The following is a 13,086-nucleotide window of genomic DNA, read 5'->3' as shown; positions in this document are numbered from 1 at the left end:
CGATCGCTCTTACTGCGCCAGGTCGTCGACCGTCGCAGCCTCGTTGCGGGACAGGTTGATGCCCAGGTTCGCCGCGGCGCGCTCCAGGTCCTCGTCATCGCCATCGCGCATTTCGATCGCCGCACCGTCCGAGGACAGCACCTCGACGTTCAGGCACAGCGACTGGAGTTCCTTGAGCAGAACCTTGAACGACTCCGGAATACCCGGCTCCGGGATGTTCTCGCCCTTGACGATCGCCTCGTACACCTTGACGCGGCCGACGACATCGTCGGACTTGATGGTGAGCAGTTCCTGCAGGGTGTAGGCGGCGCCGTACGCCTGCATGGCCCAGCACTCCATTTCACCGAAGCGCTGACCACCGAACTGGGCCTTACCACCGAGGGGCTGCTGCGTGATCATCGAGTACGGACCCGTCGAACGCGCGTGGATCTTGTCGTCCACCAGGTGGTGCAGCTTCAGGATGTACATGTAGCCGACCGAGACCGGGTACGGGAACGGCTCGCCGGAGCGGCCGTCGAGCAGTACAGCCTTACCGTTGTCGTCGATCATCTTCTCGCCGTCGCGGTTCGGCAGGGTCGAACCGAGCAGGCCGGTCAACTCTTCCTCGCGCGCACCGTCGAAGACGGGGGTGGCGATATTGGTGTCGGCGGGCTGGCCGATCATCTCCTCGGGCAGGCGCTTGGCCCACTCGGGAGTGCCCTCGACCTGCCAGCCGGTCTTGGCGATGTAGCCCAGATGGGTCTCCAGCACCTGACCGATGTTCATACGACGCGGCACACCGTGCGTGTTCAGGATGATGTCGACCGGGGTGCCGTCCGGGAGGAACGGCATATCTTCCTGCGGAAGAATCTTGCCGATAACACCCTTGTTGCCGTGGCGACCGGCGAGCTTGTCGCCGTCCTGGATCTTGCGCTTCTGCGCGACGTACACGCGCACAAGCTCATTCACGCCCGGGGGCAGATCGTCGTCGTCGTCACGCGAGAACACGCGCACGCCGATGACCTTGCCGGACTCACCGTGCGGCACCTTGAGCGAGGTGTCGCGAACTTCGCGAGCCTTCTCACCGAAGATGGCGCGCAGCAGGCGCTCTTCGGGGGTCAGCTCGGTCTCGCCCTTCGGGGTGACCTTGCCGACCAGGATGTCGCCGTCACGAACCTCGGCGCCGATGCGGACGATGCCACGCTCGTCGAGATCGGCCAGGACCTCATCGGAGACGTTCGGGATATCCCGGGTGATCTCCTCCGCGCCCAGCTTGGTGTCGCGAGCATCGATTTCGTGCTCCTCGATGTGAATCGAGGTGAGCACGTCATCCTCCACGAGGCGCTGCGACAGGATGATCGCGTCCTCGTAGTTGTGGCCTTCCCACGGCATGATCGCCACGAGCAGGTTCTTGCCGAGCGCCATCTCACCGTTCTCGGTGCAGGGGCCGTCGGCGAGCACATGCCCGGCCTCCACGCGGGTGCCCTCGTCCACGATCGGACGCTGGTTCGCGCAGGTGCCCTGGTTGGAGCGCTCGAACTTGCGCATGCGGTACGAGCGGCGGGTGCCGTCGTCATGCATGACGGTGATGAAGTCGGCCGAAACCTCTTCCACCACACCGGCCTTCTGGTTCACGACCACATCACCGGCGTCGACGGCGGCGCGCAGCTCCATACCGGTGCCGACCAGCGGCGACTCGGAACGGATCAGCGGCACGGCCTGACGCTGCATGTTCGCGCCCATGAGGGCACGGTTGGCGTCGTCGTGCTCGAGGAACGGAATCATGGCGGTCGCGACCGAAACCATCTGGCGCGGCGAGACATCCATGTAGTCGACCGCGGAGGCGGCGACGTACTCCATCTCCTCGTTGCCGTGGCGGGCGAGGACGCGCTCCTCGAGGAAGTTGCCGTCCGCGTCGACCGGCGAGTTCGCCTGGGCGCGGATGTGGCGGTCTTCCTCGTCGGCGGTGAGGTACTTGACCTCATCGGTGACGCGGCCGTTCTCGACCTTGCGGTACGGGGTCTCGATGAAACCGAACGGGTTGACCCGCGCGTACACCGACAGCGAACCGATCAGGCCGATGTTCGGGCCTTCCGGGGTCTCGATCGGGCACATGCGGCCGTAGTGCGACGGGTGGACGTCACGAACTTCCAGGCCGGCGCGCTCACGGGACAGACCACCCGGGCCCAGCGCCGACAGACGACGCTTGTGGGTCAGACCCGAGAGCGGGTTGTTCTGGTCCATGAACTGCGACAGCTGCGAAGTTCCGAAGAACTCCTTGATCGCGGCCACGACGGGGCGGATGTTGATCAGGGTCTGCGGCGTGATGGCCTCGACGTCCTGAGTCGTCATACGCTCGCGCACAACGCGTTCCATACGGGAGAGACCGACCCGGATCTGGTTCTGGATCAGCTCGCCCACGGTGCGCAGACGACGGTTACCGAAGTGGTCGATGTCATCGACGTCGACGGGAACCTCGGCGCCGCCGGGGGCGGTCATCATGCGATCGCCCTGGTGCAGGCGCACCAGGTACTCGATCGTCGCGACGATGTCTTCCTTGGTCAGCGTCGAGCCGGTGACCGGCTGGTCCAGGTTCAGGCCCAGCTTCTTGTTGATCTTGTAGCGACCGACGCGCGCCAGGTCGTAGCGCTTCTCCTTGAAGAACAGGTTCTCCAGCAGGGTCTGCGCGGACTCCTTGGTCGGCGGCTCGCCCGGACGCAGCTTGCGGTAGATATCCAGCAGCGCCTCGTCCTGACCCGGAGTGCTGTCCTTCTCCAGGGTGGACATCATGATCTCGGAGAAGCCGAAGCGCTCCACGATCTCCTCGGCGGTCAGGCCGAGGGCCTTCAGCAGCACGGTGACCGGCTGCCGGCGCTTGCGGTCGATACGCACACCGACGGTGTCGCGCTTGTCGACATCGAACTCCAGCCACGCACCACGCGAGGGGATGACACGCACGGAGTGCAGCGTCTTCTCGGTGGACTTGTCGATGGAATCGTCGAAGTACACGCCCGGCGAACGAACCAGCTGCGAAACGACAACACGCTCGGTGCCATTGATGATGAACGTGCCCTTGTCGGTCATCATCGGGAAATCACCCATGAAGACCGTCTGAGACTTGATCTCACCGGTGTTGTTGTTGATGAACTCCGCGGTCACGAAGAGCGGCGCCGCGTAGGTCATGTCCTTGTCCTTGCACTCCTCGATGGAGGCCTTGACCTCTTCGAAGCGCGGGTCGGAGAAGGAGAGCGACATGGAACCGGAGAAGTCCTCGATCGGCGAAAGCTCTTCGAGCACCTCCTCGAGCCCACCGAAGGGGTTGACGTCGCCTCGGGCGACTGCCTTTTCCCGCCAATCCGGTGAACCGATCAGCCAGGCGAACGAGTCGGTTTGTAGATCGAGAAGACCCGGAACCTCGAGGGGCTCACGAATCTTCGCGAAAGACACCCGCTTCGGGGCTCCGGGAATACCGGCCTTGGTCTGGGTGGAGACTGCCAAGATGCGTCCTTCCAGCACCTCACGCGCGTCGCGTGGTGGTCCGCGACCGTCGCTTGTCTGCTACGAATTCCGCTGGTTACAACCCGAACGAAACCCGAACAGCAAACAGCGGAAGTAACACCGGAAGGTGGAACTTTCGTCGATGCGATCGAGGTATGGACAGGAGGCAGCCAGCGCAACGTCCAAAACTACACCCAAACCTACGGGGGTGTCAAAGTACCACCCGTGGTGAACCCCGGAGGGCTAACGCGCCGAAGCGTGTCGCGGTGGTGATCACACCGCATCGCTACGGGTGAAGACCGCGTCGCGGGCCGAATCGAACACCGCACGGCGGTGAGATCGGGTACCGCTGAGCGAGGCTGTCACACCATCTGCCGACCGGGCTCGGTGTCCGCTGGCTGCGTTCCTCGAGCACCCTGCCGGCGTCTGATTCCCCTGTGACAGCCGCCGCTGTTGTGAATAGCGTGACGGGTCGGACGAAACTCGTCAAGTGGCGCGAGAAGTTGACAAACCGCGAGATCCCCTGCCCCAGTACAAGATCACCCGGCGACGTCGCGCAATGAGTGCCCGGAGAACGCCGCAGGCCCCGAAAATCGGGGCCTGCGGTCGGGAATGTCCCGGGGGACGGCGGGTCGGATCAGCGGTCGGCGATCTCCGAGGCCAGCCATTTGCCGCCCACCTTCTGCATGTGCAGCACGATCGGACCGGCCGCCAGCGGCTGCGGCTTACCGTCCTTGATGGCGGCGATACTCAGGTTGACCAGCAGTTCCGCCCGATCGCCGGTGAGCAGCGTCACGCCGATGGGGTCGGCGGTGGCCTTGGTGTCGGTCTGGGTCTGCTTGATCGCGTCGATGCCGGTGTCGAGCAGTTTGTCCTTGTCGAACTCTTCGAGCATCTTGCCGGTCATGACCGCGCGGGCGGTATCGCGGAACTTGTCGATGTCCTTGGCGTTGTAGCCGTAGATCGTGGTCAGCGCGTCGCGGGCGGCGGCCTTCACCTGATCGGTGGTGGCGTTGTCCACATAGGCCTTGTTGCCGTCGTCCACACCGGGGCGCACCGCGCCGACGATGGCCAGGGCGGCCAGCAGCACCGCCGCGGTGCCGCAGATGATCGCGACCCGCCAGGTGCGCCAGAAATCGCCGGGACGGGCCGCCGGGCGCTTGGACCGCTCGGGCTGGTTCTTCGACAGGCTGGGGCCGCGCTGGGCCCCGGTGCGGGCGGTGCCACGGGCGCCGGTGTCACGCTTGGAACCCGTTGCGCCGCGCGATGATTCGGTCTCGCGCAGATCGGCGGCGGTGGTGCGGGCGCCGCTGCTGCGCTGGGCCGCCGGGCGGCGCTTGGAGCTGACGCGATTGACGGGGCGTCGATTTGCCATGATCGCGGTCTCCTAGTTACCCGGCTGCGGTGCGGGCTGCGTGGTCGGGTCGGCGGGGGCCTGCTGGGCCGGGGCGGCGCTGCCGATGGTGACCGGATCGGCCACCTGCTGCACCTGATCGGCTTTCCACACCCCGTCCTTCAGCACCACATCCAGCGACCAGGTGTAGCGCAGGCGACTGGCGGGCTTGCCCGCACCCGATTCGGTCACCTCCAGGACCACCAGGGCGCCGGCCTGATCGCGCTCGGAGTTGAGCTCGGTGATCGCGCCGCCGACGACCTTCGAGGTGGTGTTCACATTCGAGTCGGTGGCGGTCTTCTTGATCTGCGCGTCGTTCTTGGTGGAGGCGTCCAGCAGGTCGCCGGTCATCGAGGAGCGGGCCAGGGCCAGCGAACCGTCGATATCGCTCAGGTTCATCGAGGTGATGTTGATGGCGGCTTGCTGGGCCGCAGCCAGGGCGGCGTCACGGGCCTCGGCGCGCGGTTTGTCGCGCATGAGTCCGCCGACGATCCAGCTGCCGCCGAACCAGGCCGCGGCGACCGCGGCCACGACCAGTAGGGCGATCGAGGCGATGGTGACGATCTGCCGCGGAGTGCTCACCGGCGCGGCCGAACCGGCCCCGGACGGATCGGAACTCGTTGCGGCAGCGGCAGATTCGCGAGCCTTGCGGACCTTTGCGGGTGCGTCGCCGGATTTGCCGAGCGCCACCGTATCGGCGGAATCGGCGGTGGCCGTATCGCCGGACTCGTCGAGGACGACGGGATCGGCCGGTGCCTCCGGCGCGGAGTCAGCTGGGGAGCTCGACTCCAGGGTGGTCTCGTCCACCGGTTCGCCGACCGGCTCGTCGAGGGCCTCACCCTGGTTGCTGTCCTTTTGCTGGCTCACGCCGCCACCATACTTTCCTCTCCGCGCCGAACCACGTCGGCTGTGCGCATTACCACGCCGGAAGCGTGCGCCATCGGGGTTCGACGGCGCACGGAACCGTGCTCGATGGGACGCGCTGCCGAGTTCCGGCGGGGCGCGTCACCGCTTGGTGGTCACGCCCATGAGCGTGGCCAACTGATTGGCGACCGGATTCAGATTGAGCTTCTCCGGGTCGTACTTGGGCTTGTCGTCCCACGGCTGGGCGACGCTGGGGTCGGCCAGTTCGGCGCGCGCGCCACCGCGGACGGCGGACTCACTGCCTTGCGGCGCAATGCATTTCGCCTCGGTGTTGAACGGGAAGTCGTCGCGCGAATCATCGAAATTCGGGTTCTGCGCCTTCATCTGGTCGATGATGGCCTGCGTACCCTCGTAACCGATGGTGCACGGCGGCGGATTGTTGGTCTCGAGCACCAGTCCGAAGTGGGTGGTGCCGTCACCGGGTGCGGTCGCCGATGCGCCGATGGACAGCAGCGGCAGCATCTGCAGCACCGGTCCGAGCGCGTAGAACTTGGGCGAGATGGTCAGCAGCAGGGTGCGCAGATTGGTCAGGTCCTGGGTCAGGGCCGGACCGCTCTCCTGCAGCAGCTTCTGCAGCTGATCGCCCGCGCTGGTGCTGGTGCCGATGAGCCGCCGGATATCCGGATCGCTCGAGCGCAGCTGCTCGGTGAGCTTGTCCAGACCGTCGCTGAAGTTCAGGATGGCCGGGCCCTGCTCGGATTGGGTGGCGAGCACTCCGCGCGCCTCGCGGATCAGCGCGATGGTCTGCGGCAGGTTCTCCACACCGGTGGTGGTGAACTTGTTGAGCGAGTCCACCAGCACCTTGAGGTCATTGCCCTTGCCGTCGAAGGCTTTACCCAATTCGGTGACGGCGGTGCTGAGCGCCGCCAGGTCGGTGGTCTGGGCGAAGTGGTCGACGCTGGCGAGCAGGGTCTCCACCGGCAGCGGCAGTACCGCACCGGTGATGATCGAGCCGTCCTTCAGGTAGGGCGCGCCATTGTTGGTGGGCTGCAGATCCACATACTGCTCGCCGATGGCGGAGCGGTCGGCGATGATCGCCTTGGCGCTGGCGGGGACCTTCGGCTTACCCGAGTCCATCTCCAGGGTGATGACCACGCCGTCGGGGGTGATGTCGAGATCGCCGACCCGGCCGACGGGGACACCGCGGTAGGTGACCTCCGCGCCCTTGGACAGGTTGCCGGTGCCCGCCGCCTGCTTATCGGTGTCGTCGATCTGCAGGGTGACCTTGTAGAGCCCGAAGCCGAGCATATTGTTCAGCCGCACGTACTTCGCGCCGACGAAGGCGACACCGAGCACGGCGATGATCACGAACAGGATCAGCTGATTACGTACCAGACGGCTCATCGCGGACCCACTCCCAGCTGTTGCAGGATCGATCCCAGCGGATCGTTGGGCAGCGCGACCGCGGGCATCACGGTGGGCGGCAGCGGCAGCAGTGAGACGGTGGGCCAGCCACCGCGCGGACCGTTGCCGTTGTAGTACGGGTTGGTCGGGTCCACGTTCACCTGTCGCCCCTGCGGCGGGATGTACACCGGATCCGGTTTGCCCACACCGAGATTCGACAGCAGGGTGCCGACCTCGAGGTCCACCGACAGCCAGGTGTTGACCTGACCGCCGAAGGCGGACTTGATCGCCTCGTCCGGGAACGGGTAGGTCGGGATGAGCGGGAACGCGGTCACCAGATCGCCCGCGGACTTACCGAGCTCCTGCAGCGTGGGCCGCAACGAGCTGAGATCGGTGATCAGATTGTCCTTGGAGTGATCCAGCACGTCGAAACCGGCCTGGCCCACCCGATCCAGCTGGGTGAGCAGCGCGATCAGTTGTGGCCGTTGCTCATTGAGGATCTTGACGCCCTGCGGCAGCTCATCGAGGATCTTGCCGATCTGCTCGGTCTGCCGGCCGACCCGGGTGGAGAGCGTATCGAGCCCGTCCAGCGCCCGGGTGATGTCGTCGACCTGCTTGTTCAGCCCGTCGATGAGGGTATTGGCCTGCTCCAGCAGTGAGCGCACCTTGCCGTCGCGACCGTCGAGGGCCTTGTTCAGCTCCACCACGATGGGCTGCAACTGCGCCACGCCACCGCCGTTGAGCAGCAGTGAGAGTGCGCCGAGCACCTGCTCCACCTCGGTGGCGGTGCGGGTGTTCTCGACCTTGATGGTCGAGCCGTCCTTCAGCCGCGCCGGATCGGGATTGTTTGCGGGAGCGGACAATTCGACGAATTTCTCGCCGAGCAGATTGGACTGCTTGACCTCCGCGCGAGCATTGGCGGGCAGGTTCACATCCGAGTTCACCACGGCCTTGATGCTGGCGGTCCAGCCGTCCGGGGCGAGTTCGATCTTGTCGACCCGGCCCACGGCCACACCGTCGACCTTCACGGTCGACTGCGGTACCAGATCCAGCACATCGGAGAAGCGGATATCCAGATGCATCGGATGGTCACCGACGCTCGGACCACCGGGCAGCGGCACGCTGAACGCGCCATTGCCACCGCAGCCCGCGGCCACCACGGTCACCGTGCCGAGCGCGGCGGCCACGGCAGCGGTGCGAAAACGCTTGCGGCTCATCGCTGTCCACCCTCCTGCTGTGACGGCGGCTGCTGATCGGACGGCACACCGGGCACCGTGCCGGGCACCACATTGCGCTGCTCGTTATCCGCGCCGAGGATGCCGAACGGCAGCACCAGCGACGGCGTCTTCACACCGGCGGTGAGCTGATCGGTGATCGTGGTGCAGTTGTCCAGAATCGGCTTGAGCTGACGCGAGATGGCATCGAACTTGGGATCACCCGGCCGCAGTTTGCCCAGATCCAGCATCTTGCAGATCACCCCGAACGGGTTCTGCAGATCGGTGAAGTTGGGCCGCATATCCAGGGTGCCGGTCTCACCGTTGTGGACATTGATCAGATTGCTCAGCGCGGTCGGAATCAGCGGCAGCGCCTTGGCCAGATCATCGCGCTGATCGGCGAGGGTCTTGGTGAGCGAGGTCAGCGCATCGGCGTTGTTCTGCACCAGTTCCCGATTGTTGTCCACGAATCGGGCCACATCGCCGAGCGCGACCGAGAGCAGATTGAGCGCGTCACCGAGATCGCGGCGCTCATCGGAGAGGAAGCCGGCCAGCGACGACAGCTGCGAATTGAAGGTGCGCACCTGCGCGTCGTTATCGCCGAGCATCTGCACGAACACCTGCAGGTTCTTCACGGTATCGAAGATGTCGGTCCGTGAATCCGACAGCGCCGCAGCGGCTTTGGAAAGCTGCGTGAAGCTGTTGGCGAGCGCGTCGCCATTGCCCGCGAGGTTCTGCGCGGCGGTGCGAGCGAGCTCGTTCACCGCGCCGTCCTTGTTCGCGCCGTTGGGGCCGAGGGCATCGGAGAGTTCGGTGATGCTCTTGTACAGCCGGTCCACCTCGACCGGGGTGGCGGTGCGGTCCTTGGGGATGGTCGCATTGCGCGCCATCTTGGGTCCGCCCTTGTACGCGGGCGCGAGCTGGATGTACCGGTCCGAGACCACCGAGGGGGTGATCTGCGCGGCCTTGGCATCGGCGGGTACGTCGTATTTGCGGTCGACGTTCAGCACGACCTTGACCTGTTCGCCCTCCGGCGTCACCGAGGCGACCTTGCCGACGGGCACGCCGAGGATGCGGACGTCCGAACCCTCGTAGATGCCGACGGACTTGTCGAAGTAGGCGGTGATGGTGGTGGTGTTGAGCTTGTCCAGCCCCCACCAGGCCAGTCCGGCTGCGAGCACGGCCAGCACCGCGACTCCGGCGATGACCTTGCTCTTGGCACTGGACGCCTTCAGGGCGGTCAGCGGATTCGACATTGCTAGCCTCCCATCTTTCGGATCGGCGCCCGGTCACCCGGCACATCGGGCAGGGCGGGCGGGATCAGGTTGGTGATCACCGCGTCGAACCAGCGGCCGGTGCCGAGCACATTCGCGTACAGCCCGTAGAACGGGGCCGCCAGCGTCAGCGTCTTGGAGATATCGGCCTGGTGGGCGTTGAGCAAGTCGATGGTCTTGTTGAGGTTGGTCAGCGCGGGGCCGATCTGCTCCTCGTTGTCGTGCACCAGCGCGGTCAGCTCCGCCGCAATGGTTTTCGCGCCGGTGAGCAACTGCGCGATGGACTGCTGGCGCACATTCAGCTCGGCGAGCAGCTGTCCGCCATTGCCGATCAGCCGCTCGAACTCGGCATTGCGATCGGCGAGCACCTGGGTGGTCTTCTTGGTCGCGCCGAACAGCTTCTTGAGCTGATCGTCGCGCTTGGCCAGGGTCTCCGAGAGCCGGGCGACACCGTCGATGGAACCGCGGATATCAGCCGGCGTGCCGGAGAAGGCCTCCGAGAGCACCCGGAAGCTCTGCGCCAGCTGATCGGTCTTGGTGTCCTCGATATCGGCGGCGGCATCGCTGAACGCGTCCACCACGTCGTACGGGGAGACCGTGCGGGACAACGGAATATCCTTGGCCGGATCCGCCGCATCGGAGCCCTTGGGGTCCAGCGCCAGATACTTCTGCCCGAGCAGCGTCTTGATCTGGATGGACGCGGTGGTCTCATTGCCGATCCAGGCGTCCTGGGTGCGGAAGTCCACCAACACCCGGTCGCCGGCCAGGCGCACATCCTGCACCGAACCGACCTTCACACCGGCGATGCGAACCTCATTGCCCTTCTTCAGCCCGGCGGCCTCGGAGAATTCGGCGGTGTACTTCGTCCCCGCGCCCAGAATCGGCAATTTGTCCAGGCTGAACGCGGACATGGTCACCAACAGCACCAAGACCAGGCCCAGTCCGCCCATGAACGCCGGACTGCGCTTACCGAGCACTACCCGATCGTCCATCAGCGGCCTCCCTTCCCATGGCAGCGCGGAGCCGGATTCGTATAGATCGGCTGATTGACGGTCGGCATGTTCTGAATCGCCGCGGGCAGATTCAGCTGCGGCGCGTCGGCCGTACCCGGCCCGGCCACAATGTCGATACCGCACAGATAGAACTGGAACCAGGAGCCGTAGCTCGCGGCCCGACCCAATTTGTCCATCTTGATCGGCAGATTCGTCAGACCCTCGTTGACCTCGTCGGAGCGATCGTTGAGCGTGCCGGTCAACTGGTTCAGACCCGCGATCGCGCCCTGCAGATTCGGCCGCACCGGCACCAGCAGATCGGCGGTGGCCGAGGCCAGATTGCCCAGCGAGGTGACCGCGGAGCCGATGGTGCCGCGCTCGGCGTTCAAACCGGTGACCAGCGCCTCGGTATTGACGATCAGCTGATCCAACTGGCCGTCGTGCTCATTCACCGCGGCCAGAATGGCATTGAGATTGGTGATCACCGAACCGATGACGGCATCCTTGTCGGCGATTTTGTTGGTCAGCGCGGCGGTATTGGCGACCAGATCGGTGATGGTGCCCTTCTCGCCCTGGAACACCTGAATGATGTTGTAGGACAGCTTGTTCACATCATCCGGGGTGAGCGTCTGGAACAGCGGCCGGAAACCGTTGAACAGCTCGGTCAGATTCAGCGCGGGCTTGGTGCGCTCGAGCGGAATCGTCGCGCCCTTGTTGAGCTTGCGACCCTGCTCCCCCGCACCCTGCTCCAGCGCGATGTACCGCTGTCCCACCAGGTTCCGGTACTTGATCGCCGCGGTGGTGGAGGCGGGCAGCCAATTGCGGTCGGTGACCTCGAACTCCACATTCGCCAGCCGCTTGTCGACAATGGACACCTTGGTCACCTTGCCGACGCGCACACCCGCGATACGCACCTCGTCACCCGGATTCAACGACGTCACATCGGTGAACCGGGCATTGAACTTGGTACCGCCGCCACCGTAATTGGCGATGGTCAGCGCCAGCACGCCGGTGGCGAAGACCGTCACCAGAATGAAGACGATCAGTTTGGTCAGCGTGCCGCCGAGACCGCGCAGCAGATCCCTCATCGAATGCTCACCTCGCTGCCGCGGAAGGCCGGGGCCGCGATGCGCGACATCCAGCTGGGCACCTGGTCCGGCGAGACGCCATTGGCCGCACCGTAGATCGAGTTCAGGGTCTGCTGCTCCTGCGGAGAACCGGCGGTGGTCGGCGCGTGCGGGCCGAAAACCTTGTACTGCGGGGACGGCATGATCCCGATGTTCTGATCACCCGGGGTCCGGCTGGGCACCTGGTAGGAGCCGTCATTGGCGGAGCCGTCGGTGTACTGGCCCGGATCCACGGTCAGCGGATACTCCGGAATGCACAGCGCGCCACGGGGATCGAACCAGCGCGGCTCATCCTGATTGGGCACATAGCGGCCGCGCGGATTGACGATCTCCACCGTCACGCGCGAACCGGGCAGATCGGTGCCCTTACCGAACAGCTCGTCGATGCGCGGCTTCATCTGCGCGAAGTTCTTCAGCGCACAGGTGTAGCCGGGCGAGAACCTGGCCAGCGCCTCCAACGCGGGCCGCGAATCCGCCGCCACATCGATGATGTTGTCGCGGTTGGCGACCAGGAAGTCCGCCAGATCCGAGGAGCTGGGGGTCAAAGTGGCCAGCATCTGATCGATATCCGGGCGCTTCTGCACGATGGTCGCATTGGTGGTGCGCAGATTGTCCAGCGCGTCCACCAATTGCGGTGCGGCATCGGAGTACACCGTCGCCACATCGGCGAAGCTCTTCAAATCCTCCTGCAGCGTGGGCAATTCGGTATTCACCTGGGTGAAGATGTCGTCCAGGCGATCGATGGTCTTGCCCAGCTCCGCACCCTGACCCTGCAACGCCTGCGAGATCGCACCGAGCGTGGAGGCCAGGTACTGCGGCGGCAGCGCCTGCAGCAGCGGCAGCAGATGATCCAGCAGCTGGCTCACCTCGATGGCATGGCCGCTGGTGTCCTGGTGCAGGGTCATCCCCGCGGTGAGGAATTTGCCGTCCGGCTGCTCCGGCCACACCAGATCCACATAGCGCTCACCGAAGAGGGTTTTGGGCAACAGGCGCGCGGTCACATTGGCCGGAATCTTGCCGGCCTTGGCCGGATCCAGCGCCAGGTCCAGCGTCACCTGATGGCCGTCGTACGAACTCGACCGCACCTCACCGACATTCACGCCGCGGACCTTCACATCGGCATTGCGGGTCAGCGCATTGCCGACGGTATCGGTCAGCAGATTCACCCGCACGGTATCGACGAACTGCTTGTTGTAAATGGCGATCGTCGACCACAGGAACAGCGCCACCACCAGGAAGAACAGCAACCCCATGGTCCGCTTGCGCAGCTTCTCGGTCCGACGCCAGAACAGCACCCGCTCTGGATTGCTCATGCTCCACCCATCCGGCATGCACGGGGGC

At 65.2% G+C, this 13,086-nt stretch carries 9 protein-coding genes; all 9 read right to left on the bottom strand.

Annotation, left to right across the window (positions count from 1 at the left end; all coding sequences use genetic code 11):
• Nucleotides 1–9: 9 nt before the first annotated feature.
• The 9 genes from rpoB to OHB26_RS14715 all read right to left on the bottom strand — a co-directional run bounded on the left by rpoB (nt 10) and on the right by OHB26_RS14715 (nt 13,058).
• A complete protein-coding gene (rpoB, locus tag OHB26_RS14755) occupies nt 10–3,495 on the bottom strand; it encodes a DNA-directed RNA polymerase subunit beta (protein ID WP_330184729.1) in 3,486 nt (1,161 codons plus the stop codon).
• 619 nt (nt 3,496–4,114) lie between these two features.
• Nucleotides 4,115–4,852, bottom strand: coding sequence for a hypothetical protein (locus tag OHB26_RS14750; RefSeq protein ID WP_330184728.1), 738 nt, complete (start codon nt 4,850–4,852; stop codon nt 4,115–4,117).
• A gap of 12 nt (nt 4,853–4,864) precedes the next feature.
• Nucleotides 4,865–5,737, bottom strand: coding sequence for a hypothetical protein (locus OHB26_RS14745; protein ID WP_330184727.1), 873 nt, complete (start codon nt 5,735–5,737; stop codon nt 4,865–4,867).
• A gap of 138 nt (nt 5,738–5,875) precedes the next feature.
• Nucleotides 5,876–7,138, bottom strand: coding sequence for an MCE family protein (locus OHB26_RS14740; RefSeq protein ID WP_330184726.1), 1,263 nt, complete (start codon nt 7,136–7,138; stop codon nt 5,876–5,878).
• Nucleotides 7,135–8,355 carry an MCE family protein gene (locus tag OHB26_RS14735; RefSeq protein ID WP_330184725.1) on the bottom strand — a complete coding sequence of 407 codons (1,221 nt, stop codon included), beginning with the start codon at nt 8,353–8,355 and terminating at the stop codon, nt 7,135–7,137. Before OHB26_RS14735 ends, OHB26_RS14740 begins: the two co-directional genes overlap by 4 nt.
• On the bottom strand, nt 8,352–9,608 hold the full coding sequence (locus tag OHB26_RS14730) for an MCE family protein (RefSeq protein ID WP_330184724.1): 1,257 nt from the start codon (nt 9,606–9,608) through the stop codon (nt 8,352–8,354). The genes OHB26_RS14735 and OHB26_RS14730 overlap by 4 nt, the downstream gene beginning before the upstream one ends.
• 2 nt (nt 9,609–9,610) lie before the next feature.
• Entirely contained in the window at nt 9,611–10,618 is a 1,008-nt protein-coding gene (locus tag OHB26_RS14725) for an MCE family protein (RefSeq protein WP_330184723.1), read from the bottom strand.
• Nucleotides 10,618–11,706 carry an MlaD family protein gene (locus OHB26_RS14720; protein ID WP_330184722.1) on the bottom strand — a complete coding sequence of 363 codons (1,089 nt, stop codon included), beginning with the start codon at nt 11,704–11,706 and terminating at the stop codon, nt 10,618–10,620. Before OHB26_RS14720 ends, OHB26_RS14725 begins: the two co-directional genes overlap by 1 nt.
• Complete coding sequence (locus tag OHB26_RS14715; RefSeq protein WP_330184721.1) at nt 11,703–13,058, bottom strand: MCE family protein; 1,356 nt, start codon at nt 13,056–13,058, stop codon at nt 11,703–11,705. Before OHB26_RS14715 ends, OHB26_RS14720 begins: the two co-directional genes overlap by 4 nt.
• Nucleotides 13,059–13,086: the final 28 nt, after the last annotated feature.

Origin of the sequence: Nocardia sp. NBC_01503 (genome assembly GCF_036327755.1) — a bacterium.
Classification (GTDB): domain Bacteria; phylum Actinomycetota; class Actinomycetes; order Mycobacteriales; family Mycobacteriaceae; genus Nocardia.
This window is presented reverse-complemented; position numbering and strand designations above follow the sequence as displayed.